General features: G+C 65.6%; 16 protein-coding genes and 1 tRNA gene. 6 read left to right on the top strand and 11 right to left on the bottom strand.

From position 1 onward, the window contains the following. Positions 1-22: 22 nt before the first annotated feature. Positions 23-709, bottom strand: coding sequence for a DNA alkylation repair protein (locus tag AC1MBU_RS12245; protein WP_277357871.1), 687 nt, complete (start codon positions 707-709; stop codon positions 23-25). 33 nt (positions 710-742) lie between these two features. Beyond that, positions 743-1,750: a helix-turn-helix transcriptional regulator gene (locus tag AC1MBU_RS12240; protein WP_277357870.1), complete on the bottom strand. Its 1,008-nt coding sequence runs from the start codon at positions 1,748-1,750 to the stop codon at positions 743-745. Between the two features lie 87 nt (positions 1,751-1,837). Here AC1MBU_RS12240 and AC1MBU_RS12235 point away from each other — a divergent pair, with 87 nt between their 5' ends. Continuing rightward, the gene (locus AC1MBU_RS12235) at positions 1,838-2,419 is read left to right on the top strand and encodes a DinB family protein (RefSeq protein ID WP_479787292.1); all 582 of its coding nucleotides are present in this window, start codon (positions 1,838-1,840) and stop codon (positions 2,417-2,419) included. Here AC1MBU_RS12235 and AC1MBU_RS12230 read toward each other — a convergent pair. The 9 genes from AC1MBU_RS12230 to AC1MBU_RS12190 all read right to left on the bottom strand — a co-directional run bounded on the left by AC1MBU_RS12230 (position 2,397) and on the right by AC1MBU_RS12190 (position 9,630). After that, a complete protein-coding gene (locus AC1MBU_RS12230) occupies positions 2,397-2,915 on the bottom strand; it encodes a hypothetical protein (RefSeq protein ID WP_479787291.1) in 519 nt (172 codons plus the stop codon). The two genes, AC1MBU_RS12235 and AC1MBU_RS12230, sit on opposite strands and share 23 nt — an antisense overlap. Before the next feature lie 8 nt (positions 2,916-2,923). Then, positions 2,924-4,300: a DUF58 domain-containing protein gene (locus tag AC1MBU_RS12225; protein ID WP_479787290.1), complete on the bottom strand. Its 1,377-nt coding sequence runs from the start codon at positions 4,298-4,300 to the stop codon at positions 2,924-2,926. Then, positions 4,290-5,267: an AAA family ATPase gene (locus tag AC1MBU_RS12220; RefSeq protein WP_479787289.1), complete on the bottom strand. Its 978-nt coding sequence runs from the start codon at positions 5,265-5,267 to the stop codon at positions 4,290-4,292. Before AC1MBU_RS12220 ends, AC1MBU_RS12225 begins: the two co-directional genes overlap by 11 nt. Next, positions 5,264-5,767 (bottom strand): hypothetical protein, encoded by a 504-nt coding sequence (locus AC1MBU_RS12215; protein WP_479787288.1) that lies wholly within the window; start codon positions 5,765-5,767, stop codon positions 5,264-5,266. Before AC1MBU_RS12215 ends, AC1MBU_RS12220 begins: the two co-directional genes overlap by 4 nt. Next, on the bottom strand, positions 5,764-6,513 hold the full coding sequence (locus AC1MBU_RS12210) for a DUF4129 domain-containing protein (RefSeq protein WP_479787287.1): 750 nt from the start codon (positions 6,511-6,513) through the stop codon (positions 5,764-5,766). The genes AC1MBU_RS12215 and AC1MBU_RS12210 overlap by 4 nt, the downstream gene beginning before the upstream one ends. Before the next feature lie 102 nt (positions 6,514-6,615). After that, positions 6,616-6,688 (bottom strand) — tRNA-Arg (locus tag AC1MBU_RS12205). 99 nt (positions 6,689-6,787) lie between these two features. Beyond that, positions 6,788-8,299, bottom strand: coding sequence for a ferredoxin--NADP reductase (locus tag AC1MBU_RS12200; RefSeq protein WP_479787286.1), 1,512 nt, complete (start codon positions 8,297-8,299; stop codon positions 6,788-6,790). Next, the gene (locus AC1MBU_RS12195; protein ID WP_479787285.1) at positions 8,300-9,169 is read right to left on the bottom strand and encodes an FAD:protein FMN transferase; all 870 of its coding nucleotides are present in this window, start codon (positions 9,167-9,169) and stop codon (positions 8,300-8,302) included. Then, positions 9,166-9,630, bottom strand: coding sequence for an FMN-binding protein (locus tag AC1MBU_RS12190; RefSeq protein WP_346028110.1), 465 nt, complete (start codon positions 9,628-9,630; stop codon positions 9,166-9,168). Before AC1MBU_RS12190 ends, AC1MBU_RS12195 begins: the two co-directional genes overlap by 4 nt. 174 nt (positions 9,631-9,804) lie before the next feature. Between AC1MBU_RS12190 and argS the strand changes: the two genes are divergently transcribed. The 5 genes from argS to thrB are packed head-to-tail and all read left to right on the top strand — an operon-like array spanning position 9,805 to position 16,344. Beyond that, a complete protein-coding gene (argS, locus tag AC1MBU_RS12185) occupies positions 9,805-11,445 on the top strand; it encodes an arginine--tRNA ligase (RefSeq protein WP_346028111.1) in 1,641 nt (546 codons plus the stop codon). A 1-nt stretch (position 11,446) separates the two neighbouring features. After that, positions 11,447-12,907: a diaminopimelate decarboxylase gene (gene lysA, locus AC1MBU_RS12180; RefSeq protein ID WP_479787284.1), complete on the top strand. Its 1,461-nt coding sequence runs from the start codon at positions 11,447-11,449 to the stop codon at positions 12,905-12,907. A gap of 8 nt (positions 12,908-12,915) precedes the next feature. Then, positions 12,916-14,250, top strand: coding sequence for a homoserine dehydrogenase (locus AC1MBU_RS12175; RefSeq protein WP_471671849.1), 1,335 nt, complete (start codon positions 12,916-12,918; stop codon positions 14,248-14,250). Further along, positions 14,250-15,380, top strand: a complete 1,131-nt coding sequence (thrC, locus tag AC1MBU_RS12170) for a threonine synthase (RefSeq protein ID WP_277359703.1) — start codon at positions 14,250-14,252, stop codon at positions 15,378-15,380. The genes AC1MBU_RS12175 and thrC overlap by 1 nt, the downstream gene beginning before the upstream one ends. A 13-nt stretch (positions 15,381-15,393) precedes the next feature. Beyond that, positions 15,394-16,344, top strand: coding sequence for a homoserine kinase (gene thrB / locus AC1MBU_RS12165; protein ID WP_277359704.1), 951 nt, complete (start codon positions 15,394-15,396; stop codon positions 16,342-16,344). Positions 16,345-16,356 lie beyond the last annotated feature (12 nt).

The following is a 16,356-nucleotide window of genomic DNA, read 5'->3' as shown; positions in this document are numbered from 1 at the left end:
TACTCGGAGCCATCCGGCTCCCCTATCCGGCCTCCTGTCGACGCACCATTTCGTTGATCCATGCGGGTGCGAACGGCGAGGTGCAGCCGGGGGAGGTCGGGTAGTCCTTCAGCACCTCCAGCCGCTCGCCGATCTCCAGCGCCCTGGTGCGGTGTTCGGGGTGTGCGATCCCGATCTGGGCCAGGCAGGTATTCATGGCCCACTGCAGGCGGTCCGGTGCGTTCTTCATCTCCGTCTCGATGACATCCAGAAGAACCGGCAGGTCAAGCCCATCGGGGTTCTTCGCCACCCGGTCCGCGGTCAGCGCCCAGCCTGCGCCGGCGACCACCGGATCCGGATCAGCAAACCAGGTGAGGCGCAGATCCTCCGCGTGCGGATTCTTCTTCACCACGTAGCTGATGAGCCAGTCCTCGACTTTGGGTGCGCGTGCCGTGCGCAGCATCGTATCCAGCTCATCCGGTCGGAGTGTTTTGGGGCGGCAGATCAGAATCGCGAGGAGCCTCGCTGCGGTGTCGTCTGTCTCCCAGAGCTGAGAGGCCAGCACCTCCTGCGTCTTCAGGCGCTTGGCGAGCGCACGCAGCTTGCTGAGGTTCACTCCGTGGTCATCGCCGTGCCTGAGGTTCACCGCGCGCATCTTCGGGTCCTCGAGCGCGGCAAGCTCGGCCATTACCTCATCGACCGTCGTCTCCGCGTGCTTTGCTTCAACCATGGTGGTCTCCTGTCCTTGTGTGCCGGATCCAGCCTATGACGAACGTGAAACTGGGCCATGACCGTCACCGGGCGCCGTGGCGTGGGCGGCGGGTCCGGCCGCGTGGATCAGCCGCGCGGCAACGGTGATGGCGTGTTCCTGGAGTGCGAGAGGTTCGAGGATGTCAAAATCGAAGCCCAGAGCCGCGACATGCATCAGAGGCCATTCGAGCGAATCTGCGCCGAACCGCATAATGGTGCGTCCGGCGTCGTCCTCGAGTTCAGCGATATTGGGCGGGACCAACTGGCTGACATCTGCAACAGAGGCGTGAATCCGAACCACCACGTCATGGCTGTACGGCGACCGTGTGATGGATTTTTGCACGTAGCCGGCAAGATCGCTGGCAGGAAGGGGACGTCCGGGAAATCTATCCCGCGGCGAGGGCACGCTCCGGCACCGGTCCACGCGGAACGTCCGCCAGTCCTGCCGGCCGGTGTCCCACGCCACGAGATACCACCGGCGGCCGGTGTCCACCAGACGAACCGGCTCAACGACCCGGCGGGAAGATTCACCGTCATGGCGTTCATACCGGAAGACCACCACCCGACGCTCCGTAATGGCGGCTGAGAAAGCAGTGAGCACTTCCGGATTGACCGGTGTGCTGACCGCAGCCATCCGGGTGACGGCGGTGCGCAGTCCGGCGAACTTCGGCCGTAGCCTGCCGGGAAGGACCTGTTCCAACTTGGTGAGGGCTCTCACCGACGCTTCACCGAGGCCCGAGACAGGACTCGCTGTGACGGCACTCAAGCCGATGGCAACGGCGAGGGCTTCGTCATCATCGAGGAGCAGCGGAGGCAGTTGGGCACCCGCGCCCAACTGGTATCCGCCGGCGATGCCCGGGGAAGCGTGAATAGGGTAACCGAGAGTGCGCAGCTTGCCGATGTCCCTGCGGACGGTGCGCTCGGTGACGGACATCCGCTCCGCGAGGGCAGGCCCAGTCCACTCGCGCCGGAGTTGAAGCAGGGAAAGAAGCTGCAGCAGCCGCGCCGAGGTTTCCAACATGACACCACGGTACCGATCCATGCGGACAGTTGCTGTCCGCAATGCTTTCTACACTGGAATGGTCCCCACGCACGGAAGGAAATATCAATGGACATTCGCAGGGAGCTGACCGACCAGCTTCAATGGCACTGGAAGAATCACGCGCGGCCACGATTGGAAGGGCTGGGTGATGACGAGTACTTCTGGGAGCCCGTACCCGGTAGCTGGAGCGTGAGGCCGCGCGGCACGGGCACAGCACCGCTGCAGGTCGGCAGCGGAGACTATACGATCGACTTTGCCCTTCCCGAACCGGCGCCGGCTCCAGTCACCACCATTGCCTGGCGGCTTGGCCACATCCTGGTCGGCGTGCTGGGAGGGCGGCTGGAGTCGCACTTCGGCGGTGTGCCGGTCAGCTACGAAACGTATGAGTACCCGGGTACAGCTGTCGCGGCTCTCGAACAATTGGACGGCATGTACGCGCACTGGCACAGTGCTGTGTCCGCACTGTCACCCGATGCCCTGGAGCGGCCGGTGGGACCTGCCGAAGGTCCGTTTGCAGAGGCTCCCATGGCTGCGCTGATACAGCACATCAACCGTGAGATGATCCATCATCTTGCGGAGATCGCGCTGCTGCGGGACCTTTGGGCGCATGGACTTGGCAGGAATGCTAGCTTCGCCGCAACGTCCTGACCAGCCAGAACGTCCACGCTGCCAGGACAACGCAGGCGATAGTGACGAGCGCCGGTTGAGTTCCGGCGTCCTGCACGAGCAGGGCGACGGCCGCCGCCGGCTGCACAAGCATCTGAATCTTCCCGGCGCGAACAAGGAACTTCAGCACCGCCGCTGTGCTCAGGTCGGTCCGTCGCGGGATGCCGAGCAGCAGGGCGTAACACACGAAAAGCAGATGGATTCCGGCGGCATAAGGGAAGACCGCCCAGGATCCACTCGGAACGATCGCCGCATAGCTGCCCACGATCAACAGGAGTGATCCAAGAGGTAGCAGGACGAATGGAACCAGCACCGAAGCCGCGAAGAAAGCCAGCGGCAGAAGTACCAGGGCAGTGTTCTGCCATAGCGACAGACCGAGCACGGCAGACAGTGCGAAGGCGAAGATCCGCAGCCAACCCGCCGAAAATGAGGGGCCGATATTCAGCGATCGGTCGGCCTCCGGCGGGCGTGTACTCAACCTGCCACTCATACCGGTCCGCCTACCGCGGACCGGTAGCTCCCGGTCGGCCGACGCAGCGACGCCAACCCCGTTTCGAGGGGAAGTTGTCCGGGAATCGAGTCCAACGCGCCGCCCGCGGCGATCGATCCTCCGCCGCGGTAGCCAAGAACCGCCATCCCGGACACCGCCAGAGCATTCATCACTTCGCGGCGTCTTAGCAGCACGAGGCGCGAGGCCCGGCGGCCGGAAGGGGAAACGGCGCTGCCTTCCAGCGCTGGAAGAATGTCCACACCGATGACCCGGTGACCTGCCGCCTGCCACAACCCCATGAGTCTCGCCGGTTCCTCGTCAGTAAACGTGCTCATCACGTAGATGAGGGAACCTGCCGGCGCGCCGGGATCGCGTGAGGACTGCTCGGGCCGTCCGGACGCCGTCATCAGGGCGAGCTGGGTGCGGATCAGTTCAAGCTGCCGGTGCCCGCCCGTGGCCCGCACGGGCCAATGCCTGGCGGAGAGATCGTTCAGCCCTACCCGGTCACCCGCAGCAAGATAGGACGCGGCGAGCAGTGTTGCTGCTTCCCGCGCGAGGTGGAGCGAGCTGAGCGCGTTCACAGGTTCAGTGCGCAGCGGGAACCAGGCGCGGAGCCGGGCGGGATAGTCGTGTGCCGTATCCAGAACGAGGTGGACGCCCGCTTCGGAGCGGGCGTAGGAGCGGCGGACGAAGAGGCGGTCTTCATTCCCTGACTGGCGGGCCGTTGCCCGCCAGTCGATGCGTCGCAGCTGGTCCCCGGGACGGAACTCATCAATGCTCCGAAGCTCCCCGCCGTCTCCGATGCTTCGAGAGGTATGCTCGCCGGTGCGGCCCTGCAGACGGTGAGGCAGCGGAAGCAGCCTGGCTTCGCGAACCCGCGGCAGAACAGTCAGCCGCACGGGCTCAAGCTCCCGGGCCTCCTGACGCATGACGCCGTCAAGGGTCAGCGCGGCCGCCCCGACCGTGAGCACCCTCGCTCGGCCTGACCGCGGAACGGGAACCGAAACAGCGAATGGCCCGCCGAGAAGCACAAGGGCGGAGACAGCTGGACCTCCCGCGGCAGCGGCCTGAATCAGCGCGATGCCGCTTGGACCGCCGGAGGCCACGCGGAAGGTGCGGCGTCCCTCGTCGGACTCTCCAGGGTCCGGCTCGACCCCGAACGTCGTTGCCTCCATACCGGCGGAGGATCGTGCCTGCCCGGCCGGCGGCGGCCGGAGTGCGCTCCACCCTGAGGCGGCGGCAAAAGCGAGGGGAAGACCAAGCACGACGACGTCTGGCCGGCCCATGAACAGCCCGACGACGACGCACACCATCATGGTGATCGAGGCGAGACTCCACTGACCTCCGGGGCGGAAGCCGCCCTTACCGCTCATGGGCCGACGCGGTGGTGGGAGTAGCCACCCGGTCCACAACTTCTGCAACGACGTCCACTGCCCGTATGCCGCGTGCCCATGAACCGGGCGTCAGGGTCAACCGGTGTGCAAGTACGGGTTTGGTTCCCAGCTTGATGTCCTCGGGAAGGACAAACGCCCGGCCGTCCATGAGCGCCAGCGCACGCCCCAGCAGGACCAGCGCCTGTGAACCGCGAGGGGAGGCTCCCACATCGACGGCATCGTGCGAGCGGGTCGCGGCGGTGACCCGTACTGCATAGTCGATGACGTCGGAATCGACGTCAACGCGGTTGACCGCCCGTTGAAGCTCCAGGAGTTCGCCGGGATCCAGCACGGTGCGTACTGTGGTGGCCTCCGTGCCCCGGGCGAGGCGGCGGCGAATGATGTCCTGCTCGGCCGACGGCTGCGGATAGCCGACGTCGACACGGATGAGGAACCGGTCCAGCTGCGCCTCGGGTAAGGGATAAGTGCCCTCGAACTCAATCGGATTAGCAGTGGCGAATACGTGGAATGGCTGATCGAGGACAAGGGTGCGGCCCTCGACCGACACCTGGGCTTCGGCCATGGCTTCCAGGAGTGCTGATTGCGTCTTGGGTGAGGTGCGGTTGATCTCGTCCGCCAGCAGCAGATTGGTGAAGACGGGACCGGGCACGAAGTCGAACCGGCGTTCGGCCGGGTCGAAGATGGAGGAACCCGTGACGTCGGAGGGCAGCAGGTCCGGCGTGCACTGCAGTCGTCGGAATTCCAGTCCCAAAGCCTGCGCCATGGTTTCTGCGGCGAGCGTCTTGCCGAGTCCGGGCAGGTCCTCGAACAAGACGTGGCCGCCTGCGAGAACCGCTCCAAGTGCGAGTTTGAGCGTGGTGTCCATTCCGACCACCACGGTTCCGATCTCGCTCAGGACGTTCCCGCATCGAGCTGCGGCTTCTTCAGGCGGGAGGCCTCGCGTCATAGGTAATCCTTCGGTGGTTGGGGGACCTGGCGGGAATCGGGCAGCTGGCCCGGACCCGCCAGGACCAGCTGCTCCAGCTGGTCCATTGCAGCGTCGAACACCCCTGTGTCAATCACGGCTGACGGGTCCGTTCCCCGCCGGGCAGCGAGGAGGGTACCAAGCGGTCCTCCAATGGTGGAAGGGTCCATCCGCCGCGATTCAAGCACTCGAGCTGCCACGTCGGCCAACTGGTTGACCGCGCGCGCGCCCAGCCCGGATCGGGAGCCGGACAGCGAAAATTCGAGTGCCTGCACCTCGGCCAAACCTTTCGACCGCGGCGGCGTGCTCAAGGCAGGCATGCGATCGGCGTCAAGGTTGTCAAGGATGCCGTTCACCGCACCGGCCGTGAATGCCGCTGTCACCAGGACCGCGGCGTGCGCAGGATCGAGGGTGAGGAAGATCGAGGACGCGAGGGCGAGCACCACAAGCAGGGCGGTTACCCTCCACTGTCCCGCGGTCACGGGTAATCCCTCCGTACCGAAGGACGGAGCGTTGCCCGGTCGGGCCGGCGAGCTGCCGAATCGTGATTACTGACGGCCGCACTGATGGCAGCGAGGCTCGTCCGTGCGCTGTCAAGGTCTTCTTCAGTCATCCGGGCGCCGGCGTCGACGCCGAACCGGGCCCGGTCATAGAGGCGACGCAGAACAGCGACGTGGGCCGCCGGTGCGCTGAAAGCCGTGAGTACCCGTCCGGCATATTCCGACGTCGTTTCCTGGCGTATTCGCGGCAGGCCGGCAGCCGAAGTTGCGCGCTCAAGCGCGAGCCAGCAGGCAACGACCGCGTTCCTCGAATCGGCTGGCCCATACAGTTCTGCTTCGGCGCGCGCGAGACCGTCGACGACGACGCCCCGGTCAGCCTCCAGACTCCCGGCAGCGCTGGAATCATGCGCGTAGTCAACCTGGTCCGCGTACGGCAACCTCTCGCGGCGAAGGGATACCAGGAAGGAAACGAGGTAGAAGGTGCAGACGAGCAGAACGATCGTGAAGATCACAACAGGCAGCGAGGAACCCGTTGCATCAGGAAGCTCCCGCGACTCGTCCTGTGCAGACTCCGTGCTGGAGGGGGTGGGCTCAGCGGTGGGAAGAAGGGCGCCATTGTTCAGCTCCAGATCAGGAGCCACAGCGCTCAGCGGGCCAACGAAACCGGCCGCGACCATAACAAGGAGCAAGGTCAGGATGCCGAAAAGCAGGAGGGGTTCGGCGCGCACTGGGGCGAATCTGCGCACCTGCATCAAGGCCTCCCGCGTAACTCGTCCGTGGGATCAGTCTAGGTGGTGCGCTCTGGCCGGGAGCCCGGCAGCTACGAAAAGTGCCCTCGATAGGATTCGAACCTACGACCTTCTGCTCCGGAGGCAGACGCTCTATCCCCTGAGCTACGAGGGCACGGCCAACCGGTGTTAACCGCTGGTCGAAAGGGACTTATGAAGCTTAGCAGGGAAAAGTTGGCGGAACGAAACCCCTGCCGGCAGTGCCGGAAAAGCGCTAGTAACCGAGGAAAGCGTCGGTTCGGATGGACCTGCCGCCGGCGTCGCGGATGACGGGTTTGGCCCGCGCGAGAGTACTCGGGGAACCCGACAGAAAGACGCGCCGCCGGTCAAGGTCCGGAACAAGGGAGCGCAGTTCATCGGCGCTGGGGAAGCTCCCGCCGCCGTGCGTCCAGGCAGCGGGCAGTGGTCCCGGCTCTCCGGGACAAAACAGCACCACCCGGAAGTTGGCCAGCTCGTCGACATAGCCGAGCTCGTCCGGCGCGCTCACAACATAGATGAGGATGATGTCGCGTTCTGCTCCTGCAGGCGAGCGCAGTTGGCTGAGGAACGGCGTGACGCCGATACCTCCTGCGAACAGCATCAGCGGCACTGACGGATCGGCAGGAAGGAGGAAGTCACCCGCAACACTCGTTGCATCGACGTGAGCGCCGGGCCTGAGATTCAGCAGTGCTGCCTTGAAGGAACTGGGCGGGTCCGAGAGGCGCAGGCCAAAACGGACCGTTCCGTCGTCGGACGCTGAACTGATACTGAAGATGCGGCGGAAGCCGCGCCGGTCCGCCCGCGCATGCGGAAGGGTGAGTTCCATGTACTGGCCGGGTTCGAACCGGACGGGTTTGTCCGGAATGAAGGAGACCTCCGCGCTGGTCGGGGTCAACTGCCGCGATCCCTCGAAACGCAGGCGGATGCGCCGCCGCTGGCCCATGCCGAAAGCGACGGCGTTTCCGATCAGCAGGGCGTACTCCGGCCCGAGGAACACCGGCGGGATACTGATCTGCAGCGCCAGTACTACTGCGACGACGCCCGCAACGAGCAACTGCTGCCAGCGCCGGGGCGGGAGGGTCAGCGGTTCGGTCAGCATGAAACCGAGCAGGAAAAGCACGGGGTACGACACAAAGACCAACTGCAGGGCAGCGGCAGGATCAGTGCCGCCGGCGGCGAGGCGCACCACCAGGATGCCGACGGCGAGGACGATGAAGACGGCTCCCATAGGAAGTTTCCGCGTCCGGTAGAGGATCAGGAGCGTGGCGACGAGCACGAGCGGCAGCATGGCGGGATTGGCTGCCCACCAGGCTGCGGCGCCAAGGCCCAGCAGCGTTACCGCCACTGCTCCGAACGCGGCCGGATTGAAGATGTGCCGCCCGCGGACGACGATGAGGTATTTCGACGCGGACGCGAGGAGCCCCGCCAGCGCAATTTCGGCCACACCGCTGGCGTCGTCAGAGGGGAACATCACGAAAAAGAGCAGCAGGCCGGTGATGACTGAGGATTCCGTGTGCGGGCGCGCACGAAGCATCATCGCCATGACGCGCGTGCCGCCCCACGAGGTGATAACAGCGGTGGCAAAGGTCACGCCGAGTTCCGCCGGTGTGAAGGCAAGAAGCCCGAGGGCAGAGAGGATAAACGCGTACGCCGCCAGGATCAGCAGCAGGATCAGTACGAGCCGATACATGGTGGCGCGGCCGAGGAACGTGTCGAACCTGCTAAGCCACTTCAGCCGTCCGGCCATCTAGAACAACGCTCCTGCCAGGGATAGGGAATACTGCGCGCGTCCCTCGGAGCTGATCCGGACGTAGTCGAAGTCGAACTCGGCCAGCAGTACCTCGGGTGGAACAAGGAAAAGGGCAGTGGCGAGAGCGTCCGCAACCATCGCGTCGTCAGCCAGTACCCAGGTAGCCACCACTGTATCCACGCATTGCCCGGTTGTGGCATCAAGGACATGGTGCAGGCCGTCCGCCCAGCGGCGGCGGTTGGACGCGGATGCGCACAGCGCGCGGTCCTGGAGGTCCACCACGCCGATCGCCGAATCAGCGGTGTACGGGTGCTCCAGGGCGACCCGCAGCGGCGTGGGCCCCCGGTGCAGCATGTCCCCGCCGGCGTCAATGGTGTGCTCCGGGTAGCCTGCGTCGTGCAGTGCTGTGGACACGAGGTCAACGAGTTGTCCTTTACCGACCGCGCCGACATCCAGGGTCACCGGGCGCTCGGACCGGATTGTGCTCCCGCTCCACTCGAACTGCTCGTCCCAGACAGCCGCCGGCACAGGTCCGCCGTGCGGCACAAAGGAGTAGCCGGCGTCGTACCCCAGTTGTTCAAGGGACCCTCCCACCAGGGGAGACATGGCGCCAGTCGTGAGCCGGTAGAGCATCCGGTAGAGATCGCCCAGCGCCTCACCGGACGGCGGAAGGGTGATGCTGCCGCCCCCGGCGAGCGCCGCAACGAGTGAGTCGGGTCGAAAACGGGAGTAGACGGCGTCGTACTGTTCAACGGCAAGGACGACGACGGCGAGCGCGTTCGCCGACAACTCCGCAGGGGTGTCGATGTGCCAGGCGGTGCCGATGGCGTCGAAGCTGAACCGCTGCCACTGGCCCGCGGGGCTCACTGCGCGGCTTCGCCCTTGATCTGCTCGATGGCGTCGCTGAATCCGCCGCTGGTCAGGGATGATCCGGACACTTTGTCAACGTTCAGTTCACTGAGCGGCATTCCGACGACTTGTTCCGCGATGCCGCTGCTGAATTTGCCCTGGTAGAGCTCCGTGGTGGGATTGCTCGGCATCGGCTCTGTCTGTACGTCGCTGACACTGCCCGATGCAAGCGTGATCGTTACTCCGATCTCCTCCTCACCACCCGGGGTCTGGTAGGAGCCGGTGGCCGAGTACGTGCCGTCGGCGTAGTCGCCGGTTGCGGACCCCGCGGTGTCCGGTTCTGCCGCGTTGGCGGCATCCCCACCTGCGCCCGGTGCCGGCGTCGGGCTGGCAGCACAGGCAGCCGACCCCAGGAGGGAAACGGCGGCGAGCCCCGTCAGGGCCCAGCGCTGGTATGGCTTGTTTACGGCGGGGGTCACAGAATCTCCTTGGTTTCAGACGCAGCTGGGGCCGGTCTGCGCTCGAAGTACAACGCTAGCGAACTTGATTCGGTTCAGTGCGGTACTCCGGATGGGCCACGGTATGGATGAACCCCGAGTAAGGCGTCCGTCACAGAATCCGGGGGATTAGACCCGCGCCGTTATGCTGGATGAGTGACTCCCGAAGAACTCTCCTCCGCAATCTCCTCATGCCTGAAAGACGCCGTCGCTGCCGGCGAGATCGATGTGGAGCTGCCCTCAGAGGTGCGGGTTGAGCGGCCCAAGAGCCGCGAGCATGGGGACTGGGCCACCAATATCGCGCTTCAGCTGTCGAAGAAGGCCGGAATGAATCCGCGTGCGTTCGCGGAACTGCTCAAGGGCCGCCTGGACGCGCTCGACGGCGTTGCCTCCGTGGAAATCGCGGGTCCGGGATTCCTCAACATCCGAGTGGACGCAGCCGCCGCCGGGGAATTGGCTCGGAACATCGTTGAGGCGGGCCCGGTGTACGGGACCAACGCCGCGCTCGCAGGCCACACAATCAACATGGAATTCGTCTCTGCGAACCCCACCGGCCCGCTGCATCTGGCGCACACCCGCTGGGCTGCCCTCGGTGACTCCCTTGCGCGCGTGCTGATCGCGAGCGGTGCGGATGTCACCAAGGAGTACTACATCAACGATGCCGGTACCCAGATGAATAACTTTGCCGCGTCCGTGCTGGCTTCCGTCAAGGGCCGGCCGACGCCGGAGGGCGGCTACCCGGGTGAGTACATTGCCGATCTCGGACGCACCGTGCTCGCTGAGCGCCCCGAGGTCGCGGACCTGCCCGACGACGAAGCGTTGCCTGTAATCCGGGACATTGCCTACCGCGCGCAGATGGATGACATCAAGGAGACCCTGGCGGCTTTCCGTGTCCACTTCGATGTCTACTTCTCCGAGACAGGCCTGCACTCCGGCGGAGCTGTTGAACAGGCGGTGGACCGGCTGCGCGAGCAGGGCCACGTGTTCGACGACGGCGGTGCGGTCTGGCTGCGCACCACCGATTTTGGCGATGACAAGGACCGCGTCCTCATCCGCGCCAACGGCGAGCCGACCTACTTCGCCTCGGATGCCGCGTACTACCTCTCAAAGAAGGACCGCGGTTTCACCGAGAAGATCTATCTGCTCGGTGCCGATCACCACGGTTACATCGGCCGCCTGAAGGCCATCGCCGCCTGCGCCGGAGACAACATGGACGCCAATATCGAGGTGCTCATCGGACAGATGGTTTCGGTGAATGGTGCCCGGTTGTCCAAGCGCGCCGGAAACATCATCGAACTCCGCGATCTCCTCGACTGGCTGGGAGCGGACGCGCTGCGGTACTCGCTCGGCAGGTCTCCCGCTGATTCGGCGATGTCCCTTGATCCGGAGCTGCTGAAGAAGAACACCAACGAAAATCCGGTGTTCTACGTGCAGTACGCCCACGCCCGAACCTGCGCCGTGGCACGCAACGCTGCCGCCGCCGGAGTTGACCGCTCGGCGTTCGACGCCGGTGCCCTCGACCAGCCGGCGGACAGCGAGCTGCTTGCCCACCTCGGTTCCTACCCGGCCGTTGTCGCGCAGGCCGCGAAGTTCCGTGAGCCGCATCGGGTTGCACGGCATCTCGAGGTCATTGCCGGTGCGTATCACCGCTGGTATGACGCCTGCCGCGTGACGCCCTTGGGCGATGAGCCGGTCACTGACACCAATCGCACCCGGCTCTGGCTGAATGACGCCGTGACGCAGGTGCTCGCCAACGGCCTCGATCTGCTGGGCGTCTCAGCGCCGGAACGGATGTAGCATGCCTGCCTCACCTCTGGCTCCCGGCTGGCTTACCTACCCGGCTGACGCCAACGAGCTCAACCCGGCGTTGTGGGCATCCACGGTCACCAGGACGCGAAGCGGCGCCGTGTCCGTGGACGGTGTTTCTGTGACCGAACTCGCTGAGAAGTTCGGCACCCCTGTGTACGTGGTCTCGGAAACAGATTTCCGCACCCGGGCAAGGAATTTCCGGGAGGCGTTCAACGCTGCGTTCCGTGACCTGTGCGGGGGAGTGGACGTCTACTACGCGGGCAAATCGTTCCTCTGTTCGGAGGTGGCCCACTGGGTCTCGGAGGAGGGCCTGCGCCTGGACACCGCGTCCGGCGGTGAGATGGCGGTCGCGCTCCGCGCGGGCCTGCAGGGACGCCAACTCGCGCTGCACGGCAATAACAAGTCCGACGCCGAGCTGAACCGTGCGCTCGATCTCGAGGTCGGCCGCATCGTGGTTGACAGCCTCGATGAGCTGCAGCGGGTCGGCGCGCTCGCCCAGGCCCGCGGCGCCACTGCGAATGTCATGCTCCGGCTCACTCCTGGTGTGCACGCGCACACGCATGAATTCATTGCCACCGCGCACGAAGACCAGAAGTTCGGGCTGTCGCTGGCGCCGTCGTCGTCGGGCACGGAATCACCAGCGGCGCAAGCCGTAGCTGCGGCACTGGACCACCCCTGCATCCGCCTGCTCGGAGTACACAGCCACATCGGGTCACAGATTTTCGAGTCCGCCGGGTTCGAGCTGGCGGCGCGCCGCCTCCTGGGCTTCCTCGCCGAGGTCCGGGACCGTCACGGCGTCGAACTGAAGGAACTCGATCTGGGCGGGGGCTACGGCATCGCCTACACCGAGGAAGACACCCCGCGCTCGCCCGCGGCCATCGCCCAGGCAATGGCCGCCGTCGTCGGTGAGGCGTGCGCTGCGCACGGTCTGCAGGCGCCGCGGATCTCGATCGAGCCCGGCCGCGCCATTGCCGGACCAAGCACCTTCACCCTGTATACCGCCGGCACCACCAAGACGGTGCAGGCGGACGTCGACGGCGCCTCCCACCCCCGCCGCTACGTCTCAGTTGACGGCGGAATGAGTGACAACGCTCGCCCGGTGCTGTACGACGCCGACTATTCGGCCGTGGTTGCATCACGCACCTCCGCAGCGGAGCCGGTGCTCTCGCGCGTTGTCGGGAAGCACTGCGAAAGCGGTGACATCGTTGTGCGCAGCGTCTACCTGCCCGGCGACACCACGCATGGAGACCTGCTTGCGGTGCCGGGAACAGGCGCCTACTGCTGGTCGCTGGCCAGCAACTACAACTACCTCACCCGACCCCCTGTGGTCGCAGTGAAGGACGGCGAGGCACGCATCATCGTGCGCGGCGAAACCGAAGAAGACCTCCTCTCGCGCGATGTGCTGCGCAAGACGGGAAACGACCGAGCAACTCTGGAAGCAGGAGCCTGATCGATTTGATGAATGCCCCCCACACCACCGTTTCCGACGGCACACTGCGTGTGGCCCTGCTGGGCTGCGGAAACGTCGGTTCGCAGGTTGCGCGGATCCTCCTCGAGGACGCCGACAACCTGGCCGCCCGCATCGGTGCGCGCCTGGAGCTCACCGGCATTGCGGTGCGATCCATCGACGCACCCCGTGAGGCCGAGCTCCCCAGGGAGCTGTTCACCACGGATGCGGAATCCCTGGTGGAGGGAGCGGACATCGTCATTGAGCTCATGGGCGGAATTGAACCCGCCCGCACCCTGATCCTGCGGGCGATCGACCACGGAGCCACCGTGGTCACCGGCAACAAGGCACTGCTCGCCCAGGACGGGCCCACCCTCTACGAGCGCGCGGACGCGGCGCACGTCCAGCTGTCCTACGAGGCCGCCGTCGCCGGAGCCATTCCCATTCTCCGCCCGATCCGCGACAGCCTCTCGGGAGACCGCATCACGCGCGTCCTCGGTATTGTCAACGGGACCACGAACTACATCCTGGACCAGATGGACTCCACCGGCGCCCAGTTCGCCGATGCACTGGCCGACGCGCAGCGCCTCGGTTACGCCGAGGCCGATCCCACGGCGGACATCGAGGGATATGACGCCGCTGCCAAAGCGGCGATCCTCGCCTCCCTGTCCTTCCACACGCGCTTCGCGCTGGAAAACGTGCACTGCCAGGGCATCACCTCCGTCTCGGCGGAGGACATCTCTGCGGCCAAGGACGCCGGCTACGTCATCAAACTGCTCGCCATTGCGGAGCTGCTGAAGGATGAAGCGGGCGACGACGGCGTCAGCGTCCGCGTGCACCCCACCCTCCTGCCGCGTGAGCATCCACTCGCCGCGGTGCGCGGAGCGTTCAACGCGGTCTTCGTCGAAGCGGAGAACGCCGGCGAGCTCATGTTCTATGGCCAGGGAGCCGGCGGAACACCGACCGCCTCCGCCGTCCTCGGAGATGTGGTCAGCGCCGCCCGCCGCATGGTGCTTGGCGGTCCGGGCCGAACCGAAACAACGACGGGCCACGTCCCTGCGCTCAGCATCGACATGGTGAACACGAGCTATTACATCGGCCTGGACGTGGCGGACCAGCCCGGCGTGCTCGCTCGGATCGCGCAACTCTTCGCCGAGCACGGCGTCTCGATCGAGACCATGCGGCAGACTATCCACCCGGCAAGCGACGGCGGGGCGGCGAGCGCGGAACTGCGCATCGTCACACACCGGGCCACCGAATCCGCGCTGGCAACAACTGTGAAACATATCCAGGACCTGGACGTCATCAATGCAGTGACCTCCGTCCTCCGAGTAGAGGGACTCTGATGGCTCACCAATGGCGCGGGGTTATCCGCGAGTACGCTGACCGTTTGCCGGTGACGGAGTCCACGCGCGTGATCACGCTGGGTGAAGGTGGAACGCCGCTGGTGCACGCACCGGCGTTGTCGGAGCTCACCGGTTGCAGCGTGTACCTGAAGGTCGAGGGGATGAACCCGACCGGTTCCTTCAAGGACCGGGGCATGACCATGGCCATCACCGCGGCTGTTGAAGCCGGGGCGAAGGCCGTCGTGTGCGCCTCCACTGGCAACACTTCGGCGTCCGCTGCGGCTTACGCAACGCAGGCCGGCCTGACCTGCGCGGTATTGGTGCCGGACGGCAAGATCGCCATGGGCAAACTCAGCCAGGCCATAGCCCACGGCGCAGAGCTGTTGCAGGTGCACGGCAACTTCGACAACTGCCTCGATGTGGCCCGGAAACTGGCGGAGTCCTACCCGGTGTTCCTCGTGAATTCCGTGAACCCTGCACGCATCGAGGGCCAGAAGACAGCCGCCTTCGAGGTTGTTGATTCCCTTGGCGACGCCCCCGACTATCACCTGCTGCCTGTGGGCAATGCGGGAAACATCACCGCCTACTGGAAGGGCTATAAGGAGTACTCGCAGCCCTATACCTCTCCCACAGCAGGGGAATTGCCCGCGGTATCGACTCGCACCCCCATCATGTGGGGCTTCCAGGCCGAAGGGGCATCGCCGCTGGTGAAGGGCTACCCCGTGACTGAGCCGGACACCATCGCCACCGCCATCCGCATCGGCAATCCGGCGTCCTGGGACCAGGCCATCACCGCGCGGGATGAATCGGGCGGGCTCATCGAGGCGGTGACCGATGAGGAGATCCTCGAGGCGCACCGCTGGCTTTCGTCCCGTGAGGGCGTCTTCGTGGAACCGGCGTCGGCTGCCGGCGTTGCGGGCCTGATCAAGAAGCACACAGCCGGAGACGTCCCGGAGGGCAAGACCATCGTCATTACAGTCACGGGGCATGGCCTCAAGGACCCGCAGTGGGCGCTCAAGGCGGCGGACGGTTCTGACGTTGAGCCCACCAAGGTGGAGTTCGACGTCGTCAGCGTTGCAGGGGCGCTGGGCCTGGCGGACTCGCACGTGGGCCAGCGGGCAGATGCTTAGCGGAGCGCCGGCCATGACTGAGGCCATGGTTGCGTCCGGGCAGGAGGTTTCGGTGGAAGTTCCGGCAACCAGCGCCAACCTCGGCCCCGGTTTCGACAGCCTGGGGCTGGCCGTGACGCTCTACGATTCCATCCGTGTCCGGACCACCGAAACCGGCACGACGACGGTGACGGTCACCGGAGAGGGCGAGGAGTCCTTGCCGCGGGACGAGACGCACCTGGTTGCAGCAACTATCCTCGGCACGCTGGAGCGTGCAGGGTTCGCCAGCCCCGGCCTGGAAATCGAGACACGGAACGTGATTCCCCATGGCAGGGGCCTCGGGTCTTCCGCGGCGGCAATCGTCTCCTCCGTTTTGGCGGCCAACGCGATTCTTCCCGAGTCCGCCCGGATGGATGCGCGCGCTGTCCTGCAACTGTGCTCCACGCTCGAGGGACACCCGGACAATGTGGCACCGGCGCTGCTGGGTTCACTAGCGGTCTCGTGGGAAACGGGTCGTGCCTACCAGAGCACCATCCTCCCGGTGCATCCTGATGTAGTGCCTGTTGTCGCCATTCCCGCCAGCGAACTGTCGACAGAGGCAGCGCGTGCCCTGTTGCCCGCTTCCGTACCGCATAACAGCGCGTCATCCAACGCCGGCCGCGCCGCCCTGCTGGTGCACGCGATGACAAACTCGCCCGAGTTTCTCTTCGATGGGACCAGGGACCTGCTGCATCAGGATTACCGCGCCCAGGCCATGCTGCACAGTGCCACACTGATGCGGGCGTTGCGATCCGAGGGCTTCGCCTCGGTGATCTCCGGCGCCGGGCCTACAGTAATGACGCTTGCCGTGGGTCAGGACCAGGCAGCCGCGGTCATCGAGGCGGTCCAGCGCATCGTCGTCGGTGCGGATGAGGGTATTGACTGGCGTGTTCTACGGCTGAACGTGGACACAGAAGGTGCTAAAGTGAAGGTGCACCAACGGTAATTGCCTGCTTGA

This window comes from Arthrobacter sp. PTI12 (assembly GCF_056679915.1).
The sequence above is the reverse complement of the archived record's forward strand: the minus strand, read 5'-3'. Positions and strand labels throughout refer to the sequence as shown.

Excerpts from the sequence above, each read along its gene's own strand:
- AC1MBU_RS12245 (WP_277357871.1), bottom strand. The coding sequence starts at position 709 with ATGGTTGAAGCAAAGCACGCGGAGACGACGGTCGATGAGGTAATGGCC.
- AC1MBU_RS12240 (WP_277357870.1), bottom strand. The coding sequence starts at position 1,750 with ATGTTGGAAACCTCGGCGCGGCTGCTGCAGCTTCTTTCCCTGCTTCAA.
- AC1MBU_RS12235 (WP_479787292.1), top strand. The coding sequence starts at position 1,838 with ATGGACATTCGCAGGGAGCTGACCGACCAGCTTCAATGGCACTGGAAG.
- AC1MBU_RS12225 (WP_479787290.1), bottom strand. The coding sequence starts at position 4,300 with ATGAGCGGTAAGGGCGGCTTCCGCCCCGGAGGTCAGTGGAGTCTCGCC.
- AC1MBU_RS12220 (WP_479787289.1), bottom strand. The coding sequence starts at position 5,267 with ATGACGCGAGGCCTCCCGCCTGAAGAAGCCGCAGCTCGATGCGGGAAC.
- AC1MBU_RS12200 (WP_479787286.1), bottom strand. The coding sequence starts at position 8,299 with ATGGCCGGACGGCTGAAGTGGCTTAGCAGGTTCGACACGTTCCTCGGC.
- lysA (WP_479787284.1), top strand. The coding sequence starts at position 11,447 with ATGCCTGCCTCACCTCTGGCTCCCGGCTGGCTTACCTACCCGGCTGAC.
- AC1MBU_RS12175 (WP_471671849.1), top strand. The coding sequence starts at position 12,916 with ATGAATGCCCCCCACACCACCGTTTCCGACGGCACACTGCGTGTGGCC.
- thrC (WP_277359703.1), top strand. The coding sequence starts at position 14,250 with ATGGCTCACCAATGGCGCGGGGTTATCCGCGAGTACGCTGACCGTTTG.
- thrB (WP_277359704.1), top strand. The coding sequence starts at position 15,394 with ATGACTGAGGCCATGGTTGCGTCCGGGCAGGAGGTTTCGGTGGAAGTT.